The organism is Streptomyces sp. NPDC006326 (genome assembly GCF_040612915.1).
Classification (GTDB): domain Bacteria; phylum Actinomycetota; class Actinomycetes; order Streptomycetales; family Streptomycetaceae; genus Streptomyces.
On the sequence record NZ_JBEXRC010000006.1, the window covers coordinates 178011 to 199930 of the forward strand.

The 21920-nt window shown below is 73.6% G+C and carries 23 protein-coding genes; 9 read left to right on the forward strand and 14 right to left on the reverse strand.

Annotation, left to right across the window (positions count from 1 at the left end; translation table 11 throughout):
• Positions 1–6: 6 nt before the first annotated feature.
• Positions 7–987, reverse strand: a complete 981-nt coding sequence (locus tag ABZ128_RS07400; protein WP_356846617.1) for an ATP-binding cassette domain-containing protein — start codon at positions 985–987, stop codon at positions 7–9.
• Positions 988–1141: 154 nt separating this feature from the next.
• Here ABZ128_RS07400 and ABZ128_RS07405 point away from each other — a divergent pair, with 154 nt between their 5' ends.
• From ABZ128_RS07405 to ABZ128_RS07420, 4 genes are all read left to right on the forward strand, one after another.
• Positions 1142–1828, forward strand: a complete 687-nt coding sequence (locus ABZ128_RS07405; RefSeq protein WP_356846618.1) for an ABC transporter permease — start codon at positions 1142–1144, stop codon at positions 1826–1828.
• Positions 1829–1832: 4 nt separating this feature from the next.
• A complete protein-coding gene (locus ABZ128_RS07410) occupies positions 1833–2498 on the forward strand; it encodes an ABC transporter permease (RefSeq protein ID WP_356846619.1) in 666 nt (221 codons plus the stop codon).
• A 77-nt stretch (positions 2499–2575) separates the two neighbouring features.
• Positions 2576–3562: an ABC transporter substrate-binding protein gene (locus ABZ128_RS07415; protein ID WP_356846620.1), complete on the forward strand. Its 987-nt coding sequence runs from the start codon at positions 2576–2578 to the stop codon at positions 3560–3562.
• A 101-nt stretch (positions 3563–3663) separates the two neighbouring features.
• Positions 3664–4629, forward strand: a complete 966-nt coding sequence (locus tag ABZ128_RS07420) for a hypothetical protein (protein WP_356846622.1) — start codon at positions 3664–3666, stop codon at positions 4627–4629.
• 18 nt (positions 4630–4647) lie between these two features.
• On the opposite strand, the gene ABZ128_RS07425 is transcribed toward ABZ128_RS07420, so the two are convergent.
• Positions 4648–5235 carry a TetR/AcrR family transcriptional regulator gene (locus tag ABZ128_RS07425; protein WP_356846623.1) on the reverse strand — a complete coding sequence of 196 codons (588 nt, stop codon included), beginning with the start codon at positions 5233–5235 and terminating at the stop codon, positions 4648–4650.
• A gap of 162 nt (positions 5236–5397) precedes the next feature.
• Here ABZ128_RS07425 and ABZ128_RS07430 point away from each other — a divergent pair, with 162 nt between their 5' ends.
• Positions 5398–6285 (forward strand): NAD(P)-binding domain-containing protein, encoded by an 888-nt coding sequence (locus tag ABZ128_RS07430; RefSeq protein ID WP_356846624.1) that lies wholly within the window; start codon positions 5398–5400, stop codon positions 6283–6285.
• Positions 6286–6356: 71 nt separating this feature from the next.
• On the opposite strand, the gene ABZ128_RS07435 is transcribed toward ABZ128_RS07430, so the two are convergent.
• From ABZ128_RS07435 to ABZ128_RS07445, 3 genes are all read right to left on the reverse strand, one after another.
• Entirely contained in the window at positions 6357–6572 is a 216-nt protein-coding gene (locus ABZ128_RS07435) for a hypothetical protein (RefSeq protein ID WP_356846625.1), read from the reverse strand.
• 67 nt (positions 6573–6639) lie between these two features.
• Positions 6640–7512, reverse strand: a complete 873-nt coding sequence (locus ABZ128_RS07440) for an arylamine N-acetyltransferase (protein ID WP_356846626.1) — start codon at positions 7510–7512, stop codon at positions 6640–6642.
• 47 nt (positions 7513–7559) lie between these two features.
• Positions 7560–8702, reverse strand: a complete 1143-nt coding sequence (locus ABZ128_RS07445; protein WP_356846627.1) for an NADH-quinone oxidoreductase subunit D — start codon at positions 8700–8702, stop codon at positions 7560–7562.
• A gap of 31 nt (positions 8703–8733) precedes the next feature.
• Here ABZ128_RS07445 and ABZ128_RS07450 point away from each other — a divergent pair, with 31 nt between their 5' ends.
• Both ABZ128_RS07450 and ABZ128_RS07455 read left to right on the forward strand, forming a co-directional pair.
• Positions 8734–9225, forward strand: coding sequence for a PH domain-containing protein (locus ABZ128_RS07450; RefSeq protein ID WP_356846628.1), 492 nt, complete (start codon positions 8734–8736; stop codon positions 9223–9225).
• Complete coding sequence (locus ABZ128_RS07455) at positions 9222–10535, forward strand: PH domain-containing protein (RefSeq protein ID WP_356846629.1); 1314 nt, start codon at positions 9222–9224, stop codon at positions 10533–10535. Before ABZ128_RS07450 ends, ABZ128_RS07455 begins: the two co-directional genes overlap by 4 nt.
• A gap of 13 nt (positions 10536–10548) precedes the next feature.
• Here the strand turns inward: ABZ128_RS07455 and ABZ128_RS07460 are convergent, their stop codons facing one another.
• From ABZ128_RS07460 to ABZ128_RS07470, 3 genes are all read right to left on the reverse strand, one after another.
• Entirely contained in the window at positions 10549–10989 is a 441-nt protein-coding gene (locus ABZ128_RS07460; RefSeq protein WP_356846631.1) for a DUF1992 domain-containing protein, read from the reverse strand.
• Positions 10990–11077: 88 nt separating this feature from the next.
• Complete coding sequence (locus tag ABZ128_RS07465) at positions 11078–11755, reverse strand: response regulator transcription factor (protein WP_356846632.1); 678 nt, start codon at positions 11753–11755, stop codon at positions 11078–11080.
• A gap of 17 nt (positions 11756–11772) precedes the next feature.
• Positions 11773–12975, reverse strand: a complete 1203-nt coding sequence (locus ABZ128_RS07470; protein ID WP_356846633.1) for a sensor histidine kinase — start codon at positions 12973–12975, stop codon at positions 11773–11775.
• Positions 12976–13082: 107 nt separating this feature from the next.
• Here ABZ128_RS07470 and ABZ128_RS07475 point away from each other — a divergent pair, with 107 nt between their 5' ends.
• Positions 13083–14072, forward strand: coding sequence for an SAM-dependent methyltransferase (locus ABZ128_RS07475; RefSeq protein ID WP_356846634.1), 990 nt, complete (start codon positions 13083–13085; stop codon positions 14070–14072).
• 82 nt (positions 14073–14154) lie between these two features.
• On the opposite strand, the gene ABZ128_RS07480 is transcribed toward ABZ128_RS07475, so the two are convergent.
• Entirely contained in the window at positions 14155–15711 is a 1557-nt protein-coding gene (locus ABZ128_RS07480) for a M28 family metallopeptidase (protein WP_356846636.1), read from the reverse strand.
• 153 nt (positions 15712–15864) lie between these two features.
• The gene (locus ABZ128_RS07485) at positions 15865–16986 is read right to left on the reverse strand and encodes a DUF5937 family protein (RefSeq protein ID WP_356846638.1); all 1122 of its coding nucleotides are present in this window, start codon (positions 16984–16986) and stop codon (positions 15865–15867) included.
• A gap of 107 nt (positions 16987–17093) precedes the next feature.
• Here ABZ128_RS07485 and ABZ128_RS07490 point away from each other — a divergent pair, with 107 nt between their 5' ends.
• Positions 17094–17348, forward strand: coding sequence for a hypothetical protein (locus ABZ128_RS07490; RefSeq protein WP_356846640.1), 255 nt, complete (start codon positions 17094–17096; stop codon positions 17346–17348).
• On the opposite strand, the gene ABZ128_RS07495 is transcribed toward ABZ128_RS07490, so the two are convergent.
• Genes ABZ128_RS07495 through panC form a run of 4 tightly spaced genes read right to left on the reverse strand, consistent with a single transcriptional unit; the run spans position 17318 to position 21892 of the window.
• Positions 17318–18127: a type III pantothenate kinase gene (locus ABZ128_RS07495; RefSeq protein ID WP_356846641.1), complete on the reverse strand. Its 810-nt coding sequence runs from the start codon at positions 18125–18127 to the stop codon at positions 17318–17320. The two genes, ABZ128_RS07490 and ABZ128_RS07495, sit on opposite strands and share 31 nt — an antisense overlap.
• Positions 18127–19131, reverse strand: coding sequence for a carboxylating nicotinate-nucleotide diphosphorylase (nadC, locus tag ABZ128_RS07500; protein ID WP_356846643.1), 1005 nt, complete (start codon positions 19129–19131; stop codon positions 18127–18129). Before nadC ends, ABZ128_RS07495 begins: the two co-directional genes overlap by 1 nt.
• Entirely contained in the window at positions 19128–20897 is a 1770-nt protein-coding gene (locus ABZ128_RS07505; RefSeq protein WP_356846644.1) for an L-aspartate oxidase, read from the reverse strand. The genes nadC and ABZ128_RS07505 overlap by 4 nt, the downstream gene beginning before the upstream one ends.
• Positions 20894–21892, reverse strand: a complete 999-nt coding sequence (panC, locus tag ABZ128_RS07510) for a pantoate--beta-alanine ligase (RefSeq protein WP_356846705.1) — start codon at positions 21890–21892, stop codon at positions 20894–20896. Before panC ends, ABZ128_RS07505 begins: the two co-directional genes overlap by 4 nt.
• Positions 21893–21920: the final 28 nt, after the last annotated feature.

Below are 21920 nucleotides of genomic sequence, written 5' to 3' on the forward strand. Positions count from 1 at the left end.
TCCGCCTCAGACGTCCTGCAACCGGGCCCGGCGCAGGGCCTGGTGCACGCCTTCCGGGGTCAGGACGCCGACCAGCGCGCCCGACTCGGGGTCGGTGACCCCGATCCGGCCCGAGTCCTCCTGCAGCAGCGCCGCCAGCGCCTCGCGCAGCGTCGCGCCCAGGGGGACCGAGGCGACCGGAGTGGCCGGGGCGGCCGTGGCGCGCTCGTCCGGCCGCGCCAGGTCGGTGGCCTCGACGGGAGTGACCGCGAGCCGCTTGAGCCCGCGGTCCGCGCCGACGAAGGAGGCCACGTACGGGGTGGCCGGCGCGCCCAGCACCGCGGCCGGGCGGGCGAACTGCTCGATGGTGCCCTCCCCGTAGACGGCGATGCGGTCGCCGAGCCGGACGGCCTCCTCCAGGTCGTGCGTGACCAGCAGGATCGTCTTGCGCACCGTCTTCTGGAGCGCGAGGAACTCGTTCTGGAGGCGCTCGCGCACCACCGGGTCCACCGCCCCGAACGGCTCGTCCATCAGCAGCACCGGCGGATCGGCGGCGAGCGCGCGGGCCACCCCGACGCGCTGGCGCTGCCCGCCGGACAGCTGCTCCGGGTAGCGGTTGCCGTACACCGCCGGGTCGAGGCCCACCAGCTCCAGGAGCTCGGCCGCCCGGGCGCGGGCCTTCGCCTTCGGGGTGCCGATGAGCTGCGGCACGGTCGCGGTGTTCTCCAGCACCGTCTTGTGGGGGAACAGCCCGACCTGCTGGATGACGTACCCGATCCTGCGGCGCAGCTCGACCGGGTCGGCGGTGGAGACGTCCTCGCCGCCGAGCAGGATCCGGCCGGAGGTCGGCTCGATCAGCCGGTTGACCATCTTCATGGTGGTGGTCTTGCCGCAGCCGGACGGGCCCACCAGGGTGACCAGCTCGCCCTCCGCCACCTCGAAGGACAGGTCCTCGACGGCCGTGGTCCCGTCGGGGTACCGCTTGGTCACGTGCTCGAATCGGATCACACCGCCATCCTTCCCTACCGGCACAGCCGTTTTGTAAAAGGAGTGTTGCCCCCGTGCGAAGGAATCCGGCCATGGTCGGCGGCGGGGGTTAGGGTCGCTCGTGACGGACACCCGGTACGGGGGAACGCGCGGTGCGGCGGCAGGGGGTGGGGACATGGCCGGGCAGAACTGCATGGTGGCGAACGACTGGATCTGCTGGGACTACGTCACCTCCCGGTCGCAGGAGCTCACCGACGCCACGCTCCAGCACGTCTGGATCACCGGCGCGTCCGTGCTGATCGGCCTCGCCGTGTCCCTGCCGCTCGCCCTGCTCGCCCGCCGCGGCCGCCGCTGGGCGGCGCCGGTGCTGGGCCTGACCACCCTGCTCTACACGATCCCCTCGCTCGCCATGTTCTCCCTGCTGCTGCCGTTCTTCGGGCTGTCGGCGGCCCTGGTGGTGACCGGCCTGGTGCTGTATTCGCTGACCATCCTGGTCCGCAACGTGATCGCCGGTCTGGAAGCCGTCCCCGAGGAGGTACGGGAGGCCGCGCGCGGCATGGGGTACGGGCCGGGCCGGCTGCTGTGGCAGGTGGAACTGCCGCTGGCGCTGCCCGCCCTGCTGGCGGGGGTGCGGATCGCCACCGTGTCGACGGTGGCGCTGACCACCGTCGGCTCCATCGTGGGCAAGGGGGGCCTGGGCAACCTCATCGCCCCGGCCGTGAACAGCTCCTTCAAGGCCCAGGTGCTCACCGCGTCCGTGCTGTGCGTCCTGCTCGCCCTGGTGGCGGACCTGTTGCTGCTCGGCCTCCAGCGGCTGCTCACGCCGTGGACGCGGGCCGCCCGATCCGCGAAGGGGGCCTGAGCGGATGGGTGCGCTGTCAGGGGCCTGGGACTGGCTGGCGGACGGCGCCAACTGGTCCGGGGAGAACGGCGTGTGGCACCGGCTCGGCGAGCACGTCTACGTCAGCGGGCTCGCCCTCGGTCTCGCCTGTGCGGTGGCGCTGCCGATCGGCCTGTGGCTCGGCCACCTCGGCAAGGGCGGCGCCCTCGCGGTGAACGTGTCCAATGCCGGGCGGGCCGTACCGGTCTTCGCGGTGCTGGCGCTGTTCATGGTCTCTCCGCTGCGCAGCGCGGGCTACCTGCCGACGGTCGTCGCGCTCGTGCTCTTCGCCGTCCCGCCGCTGCTGACCAACGCGTACGTGGGCATGCGCGAGGTGGACCGCTCGGTGGTGGAGGCCGCCCGCGGCATGGGGATGTCCGGGGGCCAGCTGTTCTGGCGGGTGGAACTGCCGCTGGCGCGCGGGCTGGTGATGACGGGGCTGCGCTCGGGCGCCGTCCAGGTGGTCGCCACGGCCACCATCGCGGCGATGGTCGGGCAGGGCGGCCTCGGCCGGATCATCACGGCGGGCTTCAACACGTACAACACGGCGCAGGTCGTCGCGGGAGCCCTGCTGGTGGCGGCGCTGGCCCTGCTGGTGGAGGGCGTGCTGGTGGCGGCGGACCGGCTCTTCCCGCGCCCGGCGGGGCGCTGAGACCTGCCCGGCCGGCCCCTCCCGGCCCGCCGGTCACCCTCTGTCCCTGTCATCCCATCTCCCTTGGAGGAGCAACCATGAGCAAGTCCACGCGCGTCCTCGGCGCGGCCCTGGGGGCGGTGGCCCTGACCGTCTCGCTGACCGCGTGCGGCGGCGACAGCCTGGAGAAGAGCAAGGACGCGGGCGGCGGCGCCTCGGCCGGGTCCGGCTCCGGGTCCGGCAAGGGCGAGCTGGTGATCGGCGCGGCCGGGTTCACCGAGTCGACCGTGCTGGCGGAGCTGTACGCGCAGGTGCTGCGGGACGCGGGCTACAGCACGTCGATCCACACGGTCAACAACCGGGAGCTGTACGAGCCCTCGCTGGAGAAGGGCGAGATCGACGTGGTCCCGGAGTACGCGGCCACCCTCGCGGAGTTCCTCAACGCCAAGGTGAACGGCCCCAAGGCGCCGCAGGAGAAGCCGGTCGCCTCCAGCGACGTGGCGGCGACGGTGTCGGCCCTGGAGAAGCTGGCGGCGCCGCTCGGGCTGAAGGTGCTGCCGGCGGGGCCGGCGGTCGACCAGAACGCGTTCGCGGTGTCGGCCGAATTCGCCGCGAAGAACAACCTCAAGACACTTTCCGATCTTGGTGGGTCGGGATTGAAGGTGAAGATCGCGGCCGGTGACGAATGCGCCGTACGGCCCTTCTGTGCTCCCGGGTTGAAGAAGACATACGGAATCGACGTTTCCGGTATTGACCCGAAGGGGGTGGGCACACCCCAGGCCAAGCAGGCCGTGAAGGACGGCGTCGACCAGCTGGCGCTCACCACGACCACGGACGCCACCCTCGACGGCTTCGGCCTGAGGCTGCTGGAGGACGACAAGAAGCTGCAGAACGCCGACAACGTCCTGCCGGTGGTCAACGCCGAGGACGCCGGCTCCCCCGAGGTCGCCGCGGCACTCGACAAGCTGACCAAGGTCCTCACGACCGCCGACCTCGTCGACCTGAACCGCCGCGTGGACGCCCAGCGGGAAAAGCCGGCGGACGTCGCCAAGGCCTACCTCAAGGCGAAGGGCCTGCTGAAGTAGGAGTAGCTACCGGTTTGATGGAGAAATGACAGGTAACTGCCCGGCTACAGATTGCCGGGCAGTTACCCCACTCGACCTCCACGCCCTGTAAATTTCAGGCCATGCCCCGTGGACGCCACCGCAATCCCGAACCCCTGCACCGGTTGCTCACGCCGACGACCGTGGCCGGTGTCTCCCTCACGAGCGCGGCAGTGGCCTGGCTGCTCGCGGACCCCGTGGCGCTGCGGCTGCTCGTCGCTGCCACGGCCGCCGCGGGTGTCGCGGGCGCCGTCGTCATGCGCGCCTGGGACCGCGCGGCCGGGCGCCGCGTCGCGGAGCTGGCCCGGGAGCGGGTCAAGGACGAGTGGAAGACCGAAGAGCGCATAGCCGAGCTCGAATCCGACCTCGAAGAGGCCCGGATGCTGCGCGCCAAGCTCGACGCGAAGCTGCGGGCCAAGCGGGTCGAACTGGCGGGGCTGCGGGGCGAGCACGCGGCGCTGCTGCGGCGGTACGCGACCGCCGAGACCGAGCGGGCCAGCGCCCTGGAGGGCCGCCGGCTGCTCGCCATCGAGGCCGCGGCGGCCCCGGCCGCCCCGAAGGAGCTCCCGCCGGTCTCCGAGGAGCGCACGTCGAGCGGCGCGCCCACCTCGGTCGGCTACGCCCGCGCCCACGCGGCGCTGGTGGCCCTGGCCCGCCGGGCGGAGCAGGCGGCCGCTCCGGCCCTCTCCGCTCCGGCCCTCTCCGCTCCCGCTCCTTCCGCGGTCCCGGCGCGGCGGCAGGCGGCGACCGTGGCCCCGTACGCGGGCCCGCGGCGGGCGTCCCGCGCCGAGGGCGGCTTCGACTTCTTCGGCACGAAGAACGCGGCGCAGGCCCGGGCGGCGATCGAGTCGGTGCAGAACGAGGACCTGGCCGACGTGGTCGGCGCCGAGGCCCTCGCGGTCCACAAGGCGGAGAGCGAGCAGGCCGCCGGGGAGCCGGGGTTCAAGCCCGCTCCCGAGCAGGCCGCGCCGGGCAATGTCATCGACCTGACGGCCCACGACGAGACCGAGCCGATCGACGTCGCGCGGCTGCGCACCGCCATCTCGTAGTCCTGGCGCCCTCGTTCCTCACGGGGCGTACGAGCCCACCAGCCGGGCCAGGTGACGGCCGGCCAGCAGCAGCGGGGTCCGGCTCCGGGTGACCTGGGCGGTCATCTCCGCGCCTTCGAGCGTGTTCACGACGGTCACCGCGAGGTCGCGGGCCTCCGGCTCCGGCCAGCCCGAGGCCAGGAGCTTCGCCGCCACCAGCTCCTGCCAGTGCGCGAAGGCCTGCGCGCAGGCGGCCTGCAGTTCGGGCAGGCGGCCGACCGTCTCCAGGGCCGTCGCCGTCACCGGGCAGCCGTCCCGCCAGTCCGAGGCGGCCAGGGCGTCGGCCAGCAGGACCGTGACCTCCTCCAGGGCCCGTGCCGGGTCGGCTTGCGCGGCGAGTCCGGCCCTCAGCAGCTCCGCGAACTCGGCGTCCCCGTACCGGAGCGCGGCGACCGCCAGCTCCTGCTTGCCGCCGGGGAAGAAGTGGTACAGGGAGCCCAGGGTGGCCTCCGCCTCGCGGACGAGCTGCTTGACCGGGGTGTTCTCGTACCCGCCGTGCTGCATGAGGCGGGAGGCCGTGCGGACCAGCCGCTCGCGCGTCCCCAGTTCGGGCTTCGTCGCTGTCATGGGCCGGATCCTACCTCCGCAATTGGATAGAGCGCTCGTTCTAGTCCGTGCTACGGTCGGCCCCGAGCGCTGGATAGAGCGCTCGTTCTAGTTCTGTCACAGCGTCGGCTTCGTGCCACCGCACCGCCCTCGCCATGCCACCGGATCCAGGAGAACTCCGCCATGCAGCAGAGCAGCAGCAGCGCCAAAGCCGCGGTCACCGTCATCGGCCTCGGCCCCATGGGCCGCGCCATGGCCGCCGCCTACCTCGACGCGGGGTACGAGGTCACGGTCTGGAACCGCAGCCCCGGCAAGGACGCCGACCTGGTCGGACGCGGCGCCCGGCGGGCCCGCTCCGCCGCGGAGGCCGTCGCCGCCGGCCCCCTCGCCGTCCTCAGCCTCATCGACGTCGAGGCCATGTACCCGGTCCTCGCGGACGCCGACCTCGACGGCAGGGTCCTGGCCAACCTGTCCTCCGACGTCCCGGACAAGGCGCGCAAGGCCGCCGAGTGGGCGGCGGCGCGCGGCGCCTCGTACCTCACCGGCGGTGTGAACGTGCCGCCCGCCGGGATCGGGCAGGAGGGCTCCTCGATCTTCGTCAGCGGTCCGCAGCGCGCGTACGCGGAGCACCGCGAGACGCTCGACGTGCTCGCCGCCACCGACTACCGGGGCGAGGACCCGGGCTACGCGCAGCTCTACTACCAGCTCAACATGATCATGTTCTGGACGGCGTACACCGGCTGGTACCAGGCCGTCGCCGTCGCCCGCGCCAACGGGCTGACGGCGGCCGACATCCTGCCGTATGCGGGGTACACGGCGGACAGCCTGCGGGGCTTCTACACCCACAGCGCCGCCGCCCTCGACGCCGACGACCACGCCGGCCGGGCCCAGCGCCTGTCCATGTGTGCCGCGAGCGTCGAGCACATCCTGCACACCGCCGCCGACTCGGGCGTCGACACCGGGATCCTCGCCGCGCACGCCGAGCTGTACCGGCGCGGGGTCGACGCCGGCTTCGGCGGCGAGAGCAGCTCACGGCTGGTGCAGCTGCTGGGGAACCCGGTTCAGGGATAGGCGGGGACCGTCAGCCGCGGGCGGTACGGGGACCCGCGCGGTACTCGGCGCCGCGCAGGTGCGTACTGGGCTCAGAACAGCGGCAACTGGCCCGGATGCGGGGGCAGTACGAAGCCGTCCAGGGTCGGTGCGGAGGCGCCGAGCACCACCCGCGCGCGGGAGCCCGGACAGGACACCAGATCGCCGCGGCCCCGCCCGGCGGGAGGGTCGTGGCGGGCGATCCGGCCGGCGGTCACGGCGCAGTCGCGCCCGCATACGGGGCAGGCCCGTCTGGGGGAGTGGGACATGGCCCCAGTCTGCACCCCCGCACCGACAACGTCCGACGGACCGCCGCCCGTACCCGCGCCGCCGGCGTCAGCCGACGGCGCTGCCCGCGCGGTCGGCCAGCCACGCCTCGTGGGACCGGCACACCGCGGCCCACAGCGCCGCCCGGTCCACCGGCGTCAGATCGTCGAGCTCCCGCCCGAACACCCCGCCCACGACCGCCCAGAGCTCCTCGGGCGCGTCCAGGACCTGCTCGCTCGTCTCCTTCCCGGGCTCGATCCGGCTCAGCACCCGCCCCCGCAGCACGTCGATGCCCGTCGCGTCGCGGCGCAGCAGCGCGAGGGTCCGCACGAAACCGGAGTCCGGGGAGGTCGACAGCCGCAGGTGCTCGGCCTCGAAGTCTGCCGTGACGGCCGGCGCCGAGCGGAAGTTGACCACCGGGCAGGGGCCGCCGTCGTTGACGTACCGCCAGCCGGCCCCGCCGCCCCCGTCGCCGTCCTCCAGCGGGGCCAGCTCGTAGGTGAAACCGCCCTGCCGGTACGTCCCCGCCCGCAGCGGCAGCGGCTCGTACGGCCCGTCACCCAGCCCGGCGTCGACGAAGAACTCCTCGCCCTCCGCCCGTACCGTCAGCGCGAGGTGGTCGCCGCTGACGTCCCGCCGCTCGCGGTCCGCCGCGCCGAGGACACCCCCGAGGTGCCGGGTCACCTCGTAGCCGAGGGTTTCGAGCAGCAGCGCGAACCCGCCGTTGAGGTGGAAGCAGTACCCGCCGCGCCCGGCGGCGAAGCGGCGCGCCGACAGCTCGGGGTCGATGCCGGGCGCCCGGCCGAGCTGGATGTCGACGTTCTCGTACGGGATGCGTTCGAGGTGCGCGCGCTGGAGTGCGAACAGCGCCGCGACGGTGGGACGCGGCGGCCGGGCGAGGCCCAGCCGCCGGAGGTAGCCGTCGGATATCTCTGGGGTCATCCCCGCAGAGTAGGGGCTCCCACTGACAACTCCCCGGCTCCTGACCGCTACTTGTCAATATCCCCGACGACGAAGAAGAGCGAGCCCAGGATCGCCACCATGTCCGCGACCAGCTGGCCGGGCAGCAGCACCGACAGGGCCTGGATGTTGTTGTACGACGCCGAGCGCAGCTTCAGCCGGTACGGGGTCTTGTCGCCCTTCGAGACCAGGTAGTAGCCGTTGATGCCGAGCGGGTTCTCGGTCCAGGCGTACGTGGCCCCCTCGGGCGCCTTCAGCACCTTCGGCAGGCGCTGGTTGATCGGGCCGGGCGGCAGCTCGTCCATCCGGTCCAGGCAGGCGACGGCGAGGTCGAGGGAGTTGTGGGTCTGGTCCAGCAGGCACTCGAACCGGGCCAGGCAGTCGCCCTCGGTGCGCGTGACCACCTGCAGGACGTCCTGGAGCTCCCCGTAGGCGAGGTAGGGCTCGTCGCGCCGCAGGTCGAAGTCGACCCCGGAGGCACGGGCGATCGGCCCGGAGACCCCGTACGCATGGACGGCCTCCGCGGACAGGACGCCGACGCCGCGGGTGCGGCCGCGGAAGATCTCGTTGCCGTGGACCAGCTTGTCGTACACGTCCATGCGGGTGCGCACGTCGGCGATCGCCGCGCGGGCCCGGCCGAGCCAGCCGGCCGGCAGGTCCTCCTTGAGGCCGCCGACGCGGTTGAACATGTAGTGCATCCGGCCGCCGGAGATCTCCTCCATGACGGCCTGGAGCTCCTCACGCTCGCGGAACGCGTGGAAGATCGGGGTGATTCCGCCCAGTTCGAGGGGATACGAGCCGAGGAACATCAGGTGGTTCAGCACCCGGTTCAGCTCCGCGAGCAGGGTCCGCATCCACACGGCCCGCTCGGGCACCTCCATGCCGAGCATCCGCTCGACGGCCATGACCACGCCGAGCTCGTTCGAGAACGCGGAGAGCCAGTCGTGGCGGTTCGCGAGCATCACGATCTGGCGGTAGTCGCGGGCCTCGAAGAGCTTCTCGGCGCCGCGGTGCATGTAGCCGACGACCGGCTCGGCGCTGACGATCCGCTCGCCGTCCAGGACGAGGCGCAGGCGCAGCACGCCGTGCGTCGAAGGGTGCTGCGGTCCGATGTTGAGCACCATGTCGGTGCTCTCCGCCGCACCGCCGATGCCGACCGTGGTCTCCGTCATGGCCGCATTGTCTCAGCCCTAGGGTGAAGGCATGGAAACGGGGACAGAGGGTGAGACGAGCCGCCCCGAGTGGGTGGGGCTGCCCGGGGGACTGCTGCGGCTGAGGCGTCTGCTCCTGGTGCTGTGGACGGTGCCGCTGACCGCCGTCACCGCCCTGGTGCCCGGGCTGCTGGCCGGGCCCGCCTGGGCGGCCTGCGGGCTCGTCTGGCTCGCCGTCGCGGCCTGGGGAGGGGTGCTGCTCGGCCGCAACTGGCGGTCCTGGCGGTATGCCGAGCGGGCGGACGACCTGCTGATCAGCCGCGGGGTGCTGTGGCGGACCCAGACCGTCGTCCCGTACGGGCGGATGCAGCTGGTCGAGGTCACCTCCGGCCCGCTGGAGCGCCGCTTCGGGCTGGCCTCCGTCCAGCTGCACACGGCGGCCGCGGCGACGGACGCCAAGATCCCCGGGCTGGCGCCGGCCGAGGCGGAGCGGCTGCGGGACCGGCTGACGGAGCTCGGCGAGGCCAGGTCGGCGGGGCTGTGAGCGGCGACCCCGCGGCCGCGGCGGCCGGAGAGCGGCGGCTGCACGTGCTCACCCCGCTGCGCCGCGCCTGGGTGCCGATCGCCGCGCTCCTCGGCGCGGCCGGCCACCAGGGCGAGCGGGCGGCGCAGTGGCTGGCGGAGCTGTCCACCGCCCAGCGGACCGCCGGGGCGGCCGCACTGCTCCTGCTCTTCGGCCTGTACGGGTTCCTGAGCTGGTGGTTCACCCACTACGCCGTGACCGACACCGAGCTGCGCATCCGCAGCGGGCTCCTCTTCCGCCGCACCGCGCACATCCGCCTCGACCGTATCCAGGCCGTCGACGTCACCCGCCCCCTCGCGGCCCGCCTGGCCGGCGTCGCCAAGCTCCGGCTCGACGTCATCGGCACCGGCGACAAGGACGAGCTGGCCTTCCTCGGCGAGCGGGAGGCGGTGGCGCTGCGCGCCGAACTGCTGGCCCGGGCGGCGGGCTTCGCGCCCGAACGGGCCGCCGCCGTGGGCGAGGCCCCGGAGCACGAACTGCTCCGCGTCCGCCCCCGTGAACTCCTCGGCTCGCTGGCCCTCACCCTCTCCGTGTGGGCGGCGGTCGCCGTCGGCCTGGCCGCTCCTGTGCTGGTGTGGTGGGTCAGCGACAACCCGTGGGTGGCGCTGGGCACCCTGCTGCCCGTCCTGGGCGGGGTCTGGGCGGGCACCGCCGGCCGTTTCCTGGCCGAGTACGACTGGCGGGTCGCCGAGTCCCCGGACGGGCTGCGCCTGGACCACGGACTGCTGGACCGGGCCCACGAGACGGTGCCGCCCGGGCGGGTGCAGAGCGTGCGGATCGTGGAGCCGCTGCTGTGGCGGCGCCGGGGCTGGGTCCGGGTGGAGCTGGCCGTGGCCGGCTCGAAGAACGGGGTCCTGGTCCCGGTGGCCACGCGGGCCGCCGCCCAGGCGGTGATCGCCCGGGTGCTGCCGGGCGTGGACCTCGCGGCCCTCGGCTTCGCGCCCGCCCCCGGCGGGGCCCGGTGGGTGGTCCCGGTGTGGTGGAAGGGCTACGCGGTGGCCGTCTCGGCCGAGGTGTTCGCCGCGCGCAGCGGGCGCCTGTGCCGCCGTACGGAGATCGTCCCGCACGCCAAGGTGCAGAGCGTGCGGCTGAGCCAGGGCCCCTGGGAGCGGGTGTGCGGGGTGGCCGACGTGCACGTGGACACCGGGGCGAACGGCACGGTCACCGCCCGGCTGCGGGCGACGGCCGACGCCGCCGCCCTGCTGACGGCCCAGGCGTCCCTCTCCCGCACCTCCCGAGCGGACGCCCGCCCGGACCGGTGGATGACCTGAGGCCCGGCTCGCTCTAACCGGGGCCCGGGCCGGGGCCGGTGCCGGGGCCGATGCCGCGGGGGCCGCCGGGGCGCCGGGCCGCCAGTACCTCCTCGACGTCGAACTCGGTGAGGCCCAGGGGCGGGCCGGGCGGCGGCCTGCGCAGTGCCGCGCGGATCTTCTCGTTGATCTCGGAGAGGATCGCGCGGGCCTCGCGCTCGGAGCGCGCCGCCGAGACCGCCTCCAGGGCGTCCTCGGCCTCCCTGCGCAGCGCGAGCGCGGGCGGCAGGACCGCGAAGCCCTCGCGGTGCATCTTCTCCTTGATCCACCACATCTCGTCGTACGGGGCGTCGAGCGAGGGCAGCGGCTTGCCCAGGCCGGGCAGGTCCGCGAACTCGCCGCGCTCGGCGGCCTCCCTGATCTGCCGGTCCACCCAGGACTCCACGCTGACGCCCGGGGGCTTGCGTTCGGTCACGGTCCCTCCTCGCAGTTCGTCCCCCGCCCGGCGGTACGGGCCTCGCCCCGGCCACCGGCCCGGACGGCCCGGCCGGTGCGGGCCGGGCTCAGCCCGCGGCGCCGCCGCCCGCGCGGACCAGGCCCGTTTCGTAGGCGAGGACCACGACCTGGACCCGGTCGCGCAGGCTGAGCTTCGTCAGGATCCGGCCCACGTGCGTCTTCACCGTGGCCTCGGACAGCACCAGGCGGCCCGCGATCTCGCCGTTCGACAGGCCCTGGGCGACCAGCAGCATGACCTCCCGCTCGCGCTCCGTCAGCCGCTCGATCTCCTTGTTCTGCGGCTCCTGCGTACCGGTCGGCAGCAGCGGGGCGAACCGGTCCAGCAGGCGCCGGGTCGTGGACGGGGCCACCACCGCGTCGCCGCTGTGCACCGAGCGGATCGCGGCCAGCAGCTCCGCCGGCGGAACGTCCTTCAGCATGAAGCCGCTCGCGCCCGCCTTCAAGCCCGAGAAGGCGTACTCGTCCAGGTCGAAGGTGGTCAGGATGATCACCTTGGGGTGCTCGGGCCGCTCGCAGATCCGCCGCGTCGCCTCCACCCCGTCCAGCTTCGGCATCCGCACGTCCATCAGCACCACGTCCACCTTCGTGGCCCGCAGCACCTCCAGCGCCTCCAGGCCGTCACCGGCCTCGGCGACGACCTCCATGTCCGGCTGGGCGGCGAGCACCATCCGGAAACCCGTGCGCAGCAGCACCTGGTCGTCGACCAGCATCACTCGGATGGACATCAGTTACCTCGACCTCGTCATTTCTTCTTGAGCGGGAGCAGGGCGCTGATCCGGAAGCCCCCGCCCGGGCGGGGGCCCGCGTCCAGGGTTCCGCCGACCATACCGATCCGTTCCCGCATGCCGATCAGCCCGTGCCCGGCACCGTCGGCGCCGCCGTCCTCGTACAGCTCGTGGGCCGCGCCCCGGCCGTCGTCCTCGACCAGCAGCCCGAGCCCGTCGTCGAAGTAGACCAGCCGGACGCTGGCCTTCGCGTCGGGGCCGCCGTGCTTGCGCGTGTTCGTCAGCGCCTCCTGGACGATCCGGTAGGCGGTGAGCTCCACACCGCTGGGCAGCCGGCGCGGGGCGCCCTCGACCTCGAAGTCCACCGCGAGACCCGCCGCCCGTACCTGCTCGACGAGGACCTCGATCTGCTCGACGTCCGGCTGCGGCACGTAGTCCTCGGACTCCTGCGGCTCGCCGGTCCGCAGCACGCCGAGCAGGCGGCGCATCTCGGCCAGCGCCTGGCGGCCGGTGCCGGAGATGGTCTGCAGGGCCTCCTTGGCCTGGTCCGGCGCCACGTCCATCACGTACGCCGCCCCGTCGGCCTGCACCACCATCACCGACACGTTGTGCGCGACGACGTCGTGCAGCTCGCGGGCGATCCGGGCCCGCTCGGCGGCCACGGCGACCTTGGCCTGGGCCTCGCGCTCCTTCTCCAGGCGCTGGTTGCGCTCGACGAGCTGGGCGTAGTACGCGCGGCGGGTGCGCAGGGAGTCGCCGAGCACCCAGGCGAGGGCGAAGGGGACGATGGCGAACAGGGTGAAGAAGACGTTGTCGGTGGTGCCGCCCTTGTCCACGTGGAAGCGCAGCGCGTACAGCGGGGAGGCGGTCAGCCCGATGGCGAAGGCCGTACGGGAGAGCCGGCGCGAGACCTCGGCCGAGGCGGCGACCGTGTAGAGGACGACCAGCATCCCGAAGTCCCCGGCGTGCACGTCGGTGCCGGTCAGCAGCTGGTAGACGCCGGTGCCGACGGCCAGCCAGAACATGGGCACGGTCCACTTGCGGCGCAGGGCCACGACGGCGCCCATCGCCAGCACCGAGGGCAGGGCGACCAAACGGGGCGCGGCGCCCGCGGGGCCGGGCTCGGCGACCTCCAGCATCGCGATCCCGACGAGGAGGACAGCCCAGAAACTGTCGACGCCCGTCGGGTGTCTGCGGAGGAAGTCGTAGAGGCGCTGCACGTAACCCAGCGTAGGCAACGCCGATGGGTGCCGGAGTCAACCACAGGTGCGAACCTCGTGACCGGGGTGTACTCCGCAAGGTGGAGGGCGCCCTTAGCCTGTGGGGGATGAGCACGCAGAGCACTCGGGGTGTAGGGGCGGGGCCCGTCCGCTGGCGCACGGCAATGGAGCGGGCGCTCTACGGGCCCGACGGCTTCTACGTGCGCCCCGGCGGGCCGGGACCCGCCGGGCACTTCCGCACCTCGGTGCACGCCTCGGGCCTGTACGCGGGGGCCGTGGCGCGGCTGCTGCGACGGGTGGACGCCGAGCTCGGTCACCCCGAGGACCTCGACCTGGTCGACGTCGGCGCCGGGCGGGGCGAGCTGCTGGCCGGGGTGCTGGCCGCGCTGCCCGCGCAGGTCGCGCAGCGGGTGCGGCCGTACGCGGTGGAGCGCGCCGGGCGGCCGGACGGCCTGGACGCGCGGATCCGGTGGGTGCCGGAGCCGCCCGGGGGGACGAGGGGTCTGCTGTTCGCGAACGAGTGGCTGGACAACGTGCCCGTGGACGTCGTGCAGGACGGGCGCTACGTGCTGGTCGCGCCCGACGGTACGGAGAGCCCGGGCCCGCAGGTGGACGGCCCGGACCGGGCCTGGCTGGAGCGGTGGTGGCCGGACGCCCGGTCCGAGGGGCGCGCGGAGATCGGCAGGCCGCGTGACGAGGCCTGGGCGGCGGCCGTCGCGACGCTGGAGCGGGGGCTGGCGGTGGCCGTGGACTACGCCCACATCCGCGGTGCCCGGCCTCCCCACGGGACGCTGGCCGGGTTCCGCGGAGGCCGGGAGGTGCGGCCGGTGCCGGACGGCAGCTGCGACGTCACCGCGCACGTGGCGCTCGACGCGTGCGCGGGGCCGGGGTCGGCGCTGCTGAGCCAGCGGGAGGCGCTGGGCCTGCTCGGCGTCTCGGGGGCCCGGCCCCCGCTGGCCCTGGCCTCCTCCGACCCGGCGGGGTACGTCCGCGCGCTCGCCTCCGCGGGGGAGGCGGCGGAACTCACCGCGCGCGGCGGGCTGGGGGACTTCCTGTGGCTGGTCCAGCCGGTCGGCACCGCACCCTGGCCGGGCTGACCGGGCCCACCGCCGGCCCGGGCCGAACCGGGTGCGCCGCGCCGGGCCGAGCCCCGCGCGGCGCACCCCTCGCTCCGTGGGGCTATTCGGTGACGTCGTGGCCGTGGCCCTCGCGGAGGCCGCCGCCGGCTCCCGCGCCGCCGTCCGTCGGCTTCGCGACGACCGGCTGCGACAGCGGGGCCAGGTCGAAGGCGTAGTGGCCGACGGCGTTCGCGATGACGTCCACGTTGATGTCGAGGGCCTTCTGGTCGATGTTCGCGATCGTGTCGCCCTTGCCGTGGTAGTTCACGTCGTACGCGATCCCGGCCTGGCCGCCGAACTTCGCGGCCTGGGCCGCCGTCTTGATGCCCTCGGCGCCCGTGTCCGTACCGCCGGACGGGATGCCCGCCTCGATGAACGGGCCGTAGTCGGAACGGCCGGTGAAGTCGGAGCCCTCGTGCGGGATCTTCTGCGCGTCGAGGAAGTCGGTGATGCCCTTCTCCAGCTGCGCCGAGCCCTCGGGGCCGGGGCCCGAGCCGACGTGGTCGGAGTCGTCGCCGTCGTAGACGAAGTACGCGGCGTTCGGCGAGGCGATCATGTCGAAGTTCAGGTACAGCCTGATCTGCTTCTTCTGTTCCGGCGTCAGCCCGCCCACGTACGCCTCCGAACCGAGCAGGCCGAACTCCTCCGCCGACCACCAGGCGAACTTGACCTTGTTCTTGATCTTGTTCTGGCTGCTCGCGAGACGCTGGGCGACCTGGAGGATGCCGGCCGAGCCGGAGCCGTTGTCGTTGATGCCGGGGCCCGCCGAGACCGAGTCCAAGTGGGCGCCGAGGAAGACGGTGTTGTTCTCGTCGCCGCCCCGCGTCTCCGCGACGACGTTGTACGTCTTGCGGTTCTCGCGCAGCTCCCGGACGTCCAGGGTGACCTCGACCGGGCCGGCCGCGGCCTCGGCGGCGAGCCGCTCGCCCTCGGCCTTGGTGACGCCACCGGTCGGGACCTTGCCCGCGTTCGGGTCGCCCAGGGTTCCGTTGAGGGCGCCCTCGGTGTTGTTGTAGATGACCGCGCCGACCGCGCCCGCCGCGGCGGCGTTGGCCTGCTTGACCGCGAAGGTGCAGCCGCCGCGCTTGATCAGGGCGATCCTGCCGGTGAAGGCGCCCGCGGCGAAGTCGCCGGGCTCGCAGCCGTTCGTACCGTCCGCGTCGACCGGGGCGACGGCGAGCGGGGCCGTCACGCCGCCCTCCGGGCCGCTCGCGGTGTACGTCATCAGCTTGAGCGGGACGTCGCGCCCCGCCGCACCGTTGACCTTGAGGGTCTCGGCGATCGTCTCGACGTACACGAACTCGAACTCGTTCTTCGTCACCTTGTAGCCGGCGGCCCGCATGACGGCCTCGACGTACTGGGCGGACTGCACGTGGCCCTTGGAGCCGGCCACCCGGGTGCCGTTGTTGTAGTCGGCGATGGACTGAAGGACCTTCAGGTGGTTGAAGGCCCCCTTGCCGGTCGCGTCCTTGACCAGTTTCCTGGCCAGGGCGTCACCCCGTGCGGCGTCGCTCTGCGGGCTGCCTGCGGCTCCGGCGGGGCCGGCGAGCAGCAGGGGGGAGACGAGGGCCGCGGCTGCCAGGGCGGCGGTGGCTGCGGCTATACGGCGTGAGGGCATGAAGTTCCTTCCACGACAGATGCGAGCAGGCAAACGGCGAGCGGTGGACGCACGCTATAGACGCAGAAGCCGATCTGGCCATAGCTTTCACTGATTCCGGTTCGTGAAATCCGTATATCGGTCAATCTGCGCTGCCTGCAACCGGTCGGGGGCCTAACGGAGGATGCCCTCGATGAAGTCGGATCCGATGCGGGCGACCGCCGCCAGGTCCAACTGGTGCTGGGCGTACCGGCCTTGGCGCCGAGTGTGGAGCAGCCCGGCCTTCTTCAGCGCCGACAGGTGCCGGGACACCTCCGGGGCGGTGATCCCGTACACCGTCGCCAGCTCGCTCGTCGTGTACGGGGCCCGGGCCAGGCTCCGGCACAGCTGCATCCGCATCGGGTGCGCCAGCGCCTCCATCCGCCGCTGCAGCAGCTCCACGGAACCGGGCGCGGGCAGCCCGGGCGAGCCGAGCGGGTAGTGGACCACCGGCATCCAGCCGGGGGCGTGCAGGACGAGCAGGTGCGGCCAGCCGAAGTGGGTCGGCACGAACACCAGCCCGCGGCCGGCCGCCGGATCGGTGGCCGTGGCCGAGCCGTTGACCATCTTGTCGGCGGTGATCACCGTGTGGTGCTCGTCGACGCTCAGCGCCGGGGACACCTCCTGGAGCACGGCGGCCAGCCCCTTGCGCCGCAGCACCTGCGTCTTGTGCCGGGCGTCGGCGCCCTGCTGCGCCTCGATCCGCTGCCAGGTCTCCGCGAAGAAGGCCTCGTCGCAGTCCTCCAGCAGCCGGCGCAGCCACACCCGCATCGCGGCGGTGTCGTCCAGCAGCCGGACCGAGAACTCCAACTGGCGCGGACCGCGCGCGGCCGCCACCTCCAGGGCCTTCGCCCGGGCGGCCGGGTCCCGCAGCGGGGACGGACCGCCGCCCTCGTTGTAGAGCGCCAGCCAGCAGTGCTCCAGGGCGGCCATCACGAACCGCTCGTCATCCATCCGGTCCAGTACGTCGAGCTCCTCGGCCAGCGTCGCGGCGGGCCGCCCGGTCCCGCCGGGCACCCCGGCGAAGGCCATGAAGATGTCGGAGAACGAACTGCGCCACATGAACTCGGCTTCGAGCAGCCGCTCCGCAAGGCTGCGGTCGAGCGCGGCGGCGGTCGCGGTGGTCCACGAGGCGAGGCCCGGGTGGTGGGCTGGCTGCGAGAGCGCGTGCAGGGCCATGCAGAGCTCCGCGAGCGGGGAGGGCGCGAAGGTGATCCGCTCGACGGGCAGCCCGGCGATGTCGATGGTGACGCTCATCGCCCCATTCTCCCCGGCGCACCGCTGCGACCAGCACGGACACCGTCCGATTGACGGGGACGGCCAATCGTCGTGCGGGCACCCGCCGACGGGGCGAGGGTGGAGGCATGACCGCCATCGAGCAGTACCTCCTCGACACCTACCGGGCGTCCCGGCACGGCGAACCGATGCCCCCGCCGCCGGGCCGGGACGACGTCGCCGTCTTCCGGGCCGCCCGCGCCCACGAGCAGTTCCGGGCCGTCCTGGACGGCCGCCCGGCCGGCCACCCCTGGCACGCCGCCCTGCGCCGCCTCCTGACCCGGACCGGGCAGCACGGGAGGCGGCGCCGGCCTCAGTCGAAGTTCGGCGCGTTGCGCTCGTAGACCAGGCGCAGGCCGATCAGAGTGAGCCACGGCTCGTGGTCGTCGATCACCGAGGACTCGCCCAGGACCATCGGCGCGAGGCCGCCCGTCGCGATGACGCGGACGTCGTCCGGGTCGCCGTGCGGACCCGCCAGCTCCTTCGCCATCCGGGTGACGACCCCGTCGACCTGGCCCGCGAAGCCGTAGACCACGCCCGACTGCATCGCCTCGACGGTCGACTTTCCGATCACGTTGCGCGGCCGGGCCAGCTCGATCTTGCGCAGCTGGGCGCCCCGTACGCCGAGCGCCTCCATCGAGATCTCGATGCCCGGGGAGATCACCCCGCCCACGTACTCGCCCTTCGCGGACACCGCGTCGAAGGTCGTCGCCGTGCCGAAGTCCACGACGATGGCCGGGCCCCCGTACAGCTCCACGGCCGCGACCGCGTTGATGATGCGGTCCGCGCCGACCTCCTTCGGGTTGTCCATGAGGATGGGGACGCCCGTCTTGATGCCCGGCTCGACCAGGACCGCGGGGACGTCCCCGTAGTAGCGGCGGGTGACCTCGCGCAGCTCGTGCAGCACCGACGGCACCGTCGAACAGATCGCGATGCCGTGGATGCCGTCGCCGAGCTCGCTGCCGAGCATCGGGTGCATGCCCATCAGACCCTGCATCAGCACGGCCATCTCGTCGGCCGTGCGGCGCGGGTCCGTGGAGATGCGCCAGTGCTCGATGATGTCGTCGCCGTCGAACAGGCCGAGCACGGTGTGCGTGTTGCCGACGTCGATGGTCAGCAGCATTACCGCTCCTCGCGCAGGTCCAGGCCGATGTCCAGGATCGGGGACGAGTGCGTGAGCCCGCCGACCGCGAGGTAGTCGACGCCCGTCTCGGCGTACGCGCGGGCGTTGGCCATCGTCAGGCGGCCCGAGGACTCCAGCAGCGCCCGCCCGTGCACCAGCGCCACCGCCTCCTCGGTCTCGATCGGGGTGAAGTTGTCGAGCAGGATCAGGTCCGCGCCCGCGTCCAGGGCCTCGCGGACCTGCTGGAGGGTGTCCACCTCGACCTCGATCGGCAGGTCGAGGAACTGCTCGCGCACCGCCTGGAAGGCCTCCCGGACACCGCCGGCCGCGATCACGTGGTTGTCCTTGACCAGCGCCGCGTCCGACAGCGACATCCGGTGGTTGACGCCGCCGCCGCAGCGCACCGCGTACTTCTCCAGCGACCGCAGGCCGGGCGTGGTCTTGCGGGTGTCGCGGACCTTCGCCTTGGTGCCCTCCAGCTCGTCGGCCCAGGTGCGCGTCGCCGTCGCGATGCCCGACATCAGGCACAGCAGGTTCAGCGCGCTGCGCTCGCCCGTCAGCAGGTCCCGGGTCCGGGCCTTCACCGTCAGCAGCACCTGGCCGGGCCGCACCCGGTCGCCGTCCTCGACGTGCCGCTCGACCTCGAACTCGTCCTCGCAGACCACCGAGAGCACCGCCTCGGCGACCCGCAGACCGGCGACCGTGCCGGCCTCGCGCGCGGTGAAGTCCGCGTACGCCACCGCGTCCTCGGGGACGGTGGCGACGGTGGTCACGTCCACGCCGCCGTCGAGGTCCTCGGAGATCGCCATGTGGGCGATGTCCTCGACCTCGATCGGGTCCAGTCCGGAGTCGGCCAGCAGCTGCGCCAGCGCCGGGTCCAGGCCGCTCTCCTCGCCGTCACCGCAGGCGCAGCCGTCACCGCAGCCGCCGCCCGCCGCGGACTCGTCGAGCAGCGGAAGCTCCGCGTGCCCGTGCTCGTGGTCGTGCTGTTCGGGGGTGCTCACGATGACTGCTCCTGGCTCAGGGGGTGCTCGGGGTACGGGTGCTGTACGGGCGGGAAGCCCGCGGAGTCGGTGGTGGTGACGACCAGGGCGCGCTTCTCGGTGCGCGACAGCCGCACGACGAGGTGGCGGCGCCAGGCGGCATCGTCCCGGTCGGGGTGGTCCTCGCGCCAGTGGCAGCCGCGGGTTTCCGCCCGCCGCTGCGCGGCGGCGACCAGCACCCGGGCCACGCACAGCAGGTTGGTGGCCTCCCAGGTGTCCACGCCCGGTTCGGCGGTCTTGCCGTGGGTCTCCAGGCCGTTCAGGGCGGCGAGGTAGAGGTCCTCCAGCGCCGTCGCGGCGCCGGCCAGCGACTGCGCGGACCGCAGCACGCCCGCGCCCTCCGTCATGATGCGCTGGACCTCGTACCGGGCCTCGGCCGGCTGGAGCGGGCCCGTCGAGGGCTCCGGGACGACCGGGCCGGTGCCCGACGGGGCGTGCGCGACGATGTCCTCGGCGATGCGCTCGGCGAAGACCAGGCCCTCCAGCAGGGAGTTGGAGGCGAGCCGGTTCGCGCCGTGGACGCCGGTGCAGGCCACCTCGCCGCACGCGTACAGGCCCGGGACGGTCGTCCGGCCGTGCAGGTCGGTGCGGACGCCGCCGGACGCGTAGTGCGCGGCGGGCGCCACCGGGATCGGCTCCGTCACCGGGTCGATGCCGTGGGCGCGGCACGCCGCCAGGATGGTCGGGAAGCGCTGCTCCCACATCTCGGCGCCGAAGTGCCGGGCGTCCAGGTACATGTGCCGGGCGCCCTGCTCCTGCATGCGCCGCATGATGCCCTTGGCGACGATGTCGCGCGGGGCCAGCTCGGCCAGTTCGTGCTGCCCCACCATGAAGCGCACGCCGTCCGCGTCGACGAGGTGTGCGCCCTCTCCGCGGACCGCCTCCGACACCAGGGGCTGCTGGCCCTCGGCGTCCGGGCCGAGGAAGAGCACCGTCGGGTGGAACTGGACGAATTCGAGGTCGGAGACCTCCGCCCCGGCGCGCAGCGCGAGCGCCACCCCGTCACCGGTGGACACCGACGGGTTGGTGGTGGCGGAGAAGACCTGGCCCATGCCGCCGGTCGCCAGGATCACGGCGGGCGCGTGGACGGCGCCGACGCCGTCGTGCTGGCCCTCGCCCATGACGTGCAGGGTGACGCCGGCCGTCCGGCCCTCGGCGTCCTGGAGCAGGTCCAGGGCCAGCGCGTTCTCGACGGTCTCGATGCCGGCCGCGTGCACCGCCTCCACCAGGGCCCGGGAGATCTCCGCGCCCGTGGCGTCGCCGCCCGCGTGCGCGATCCGGCGCCGGTGGTGGCCGCCCTCGCGGGTCAGCTCGATCTCGCCGGTCTCGGCGGAGGTGTCGAAGACGGCGCCGGCGGCCATCAGGCGCCGCACCGCATCGGGGCCCTCGGTCACCAGGAGCCGTACGGCGGCCTCGTCGCACAGACCCGCGCCGGCGACCAGGGTGTCGTCCAGGTGCTGTTCGGGGGTGTCGCCCTCGCCGAGCGCGGCGGCGATGCCGCCCTGGGCCCAGCGGGTCGAGCCGTCGTCCAGCCGGGCCTTGGTGACCACGACGGTACGGCGGCCCGCGGCGGCGCAGCGCAGGGCGGCGGTCAGGCCGGCGACGCCGGAGCCGACGACCACGACGTCGGCTTCGACGGCCCAGCCGGGGGCGGGGGCGTGCAGCCGTATACCGGTGCCGGAACCGGCAGGACCGGTGCCTGCGGCGCTGGTGCCAGGGGTGCTCACGTGTGTGCTCCGAACTCCAATGGGATGTTGTCGATCAGCCGGGTCGTGCCGACCTTCGCGGCGACGGCCAGCACGGCCTGCCCGGTGAAGTCGGGGCCGACCTCGGTGAAGTCCTGCGGGTCCACCAGCGCCAGGTAGTCCAAGACCAGCGGCGGCTCGTGCCGGCCCGCCTCCTCCAGCACGTGGCGTGCCGCCGCCCGTACGCCCTCCGGCAGGTCGGTGCCGGCGGCGCAGGCCGCGGACACGGCGTGCGCGTCGGCGGAGGCGCGGATCTCCCCGAGCCGGGCGAGCGCGGTGGCCCGCTCGTCGCTGGCCGGGGCGGCCTCGGCGCGGGCGAGCAGCGCGGCCTGCGCGGCGAGGCGGTCCTGGCCGGCGAACAGGGCGCGCGACAGGGCCAGGGCCGTACGGCGCTCCTGCGCGGACAGGTAGCGGTTGCGGGACGACAGCGCGAGCCCGTCCTCCTCGCGGACGGTCGGTACGCCGACCACCTCCACGGGGAAGTTCAGGTCGGTCACCATCCGCCGGATCAGCGCCAGCTGCTGCGCGTCCTTCTGGCCGAACAGGGCCAGGTCCGGGCGGGTGAGGTGGAGCAGCTTGGCGACGACGGTCAGCATGCCGTCGAAGTGGCCCGGACGGGTGGCCCCTTCGAGCCGCTCGCCCATCGGCCCCGCGCTGATCCGCACCTGGGGTGCGCCGCCCGGGTAGACCTCGTCGACGGCGGGGGCGAACACGGCGTCCGCGCCCGCGCCGCGGGCGATCACCAGATCGGCTTCGAGGGTGCGGGGATAGCGGTCGAGGTCCTCGTTCGCCCCGAACTGCAGGGGGTTGACGAAGACGGTGACCACGACCTGGCCGTCCGGTCCCGCCTGCTCGCGGGCCGTACGGATCAGGGTGGCGTGCCCCTCGTGCAGGGCGCCCATGGTCATGACGACGGCCCGGGGGCCGGCGCCGGAGCGCGGGAGCCCCGCCAGCTCCCGGGCGGTGTCGATCAACAGGAGATCGCGGGCCGGATCCCGGGTCAGG

Coding starts and splice junctions, on each gene's coding strand:
- ABZ128_RS07405 (WP_356846618.1), top strand. CDS start 1,142: ATGGCCGGGCAGAACTGCATGGTGGCGAACGACTGGATCTGCTGGGAC.
- ABZ128_RS07410 (WP_356846619.1), top strand. CDS start 1,833: ATGGGTGCGCTGTCAGGGGCCTGGGACTGGCTGGCGGACGGCGCCAAC.
- ABZ128_RS07415 (WP_356846620.1), top strand. CDS start 2,576: ATGAGCAAGTCCACGCGCGTCCTCGGCGCGGCCCTGGGGGCGGTGGCC.
- ABZ128_RS07420 (WP_356846622.1), top strand. CDS start 3,664: ATGCCCCGTGGACGCCACCGCAATCCCGAACCCCTGCACCGGTTGCTC.
- ABZ128_RS07425 (WP_356846623.1), bottom strand. CDS start 5,235: ATGACAGCGACGAAGCCCGAACTGGGGACGCGCGAGCGGCTGGTCCGC.
- ABZ128_RS07430 (WP_356846624.1), top strand. CDS start 5,398: ATGCAGCAGAGCAGCAGCAGCGCCAAAGCCGCGGTCACCGTCATCGGC.
- ABZ128_RS07435 (WP_356846625.1), bottom strand. CDS start 6,572: ATGTCCCACTCCCCCAGACGGGCCTGCCCCGTATGCGGGCGCGACTGC.
- ABZ128_RS07440 (WP_356846626.1), bottom strand. CDS start 7,512: ATGACCCCAGAGATATCCGACGGCTACCTCCGGCGGCTGGGCCTCGCC.
- ABZ128_RS07445 (WP_356846627.1), bottom strand. CDS start 8,702: ATGACGGAGACCACGGTCGGCATCGGCGGTGCGGCGGAGAGCACCGAC.
- ABZ128_RS07450 (WP_356846628.1), top strand. CDS start 8,734: ATGGAAACGGGGACAGAGGGTGAGACGAGCCGCCCCGAGTGGGTGGGG.
- ABZ128_RS07465 (WP_356846632.1), bottom strand. CDS start 11,755: ATGTCCATCCGAGTGATGCTGGTCGACGACCAGGTGCTGCTGCGCACG.
- ABZ128_RS07475 (WP_356846634.1), top strand. CDS start 13,083: ATGAGCACGCAGAGCACTCGGGGTGTAGGGGCGGGGCCCGTCCGCTGG.
- ABZ128_RS07480 (WP_356846636.1), bottom strand. CDS start 15,711: ATGCCCTCACGCCGTATAGCCGCAGCCACCGCCGCCCTGGCAGCCGCG.
- ABZ128_RS07485 (WP_356846638.1), bottom strand. CDS start 16,986: ATGAGCGTCACCATCGACATCGCCGGGCTGCCCGTCGAGCGGATCACC.
- ABZ128_RS07490 (WP_356846640.1), top strand. CDS start 17,094: ATGACCGCCATCGAGCAGTACCTCCTCGACACCTACCGGGCGTCCCGG.
- ABZ128_RS07495 (WP_356846641.1), bottom strand. CDS start 18,127: ATGCTGCTGACCATCGACGTCGGCAACACGCACACCGTGCTCGGCCTG.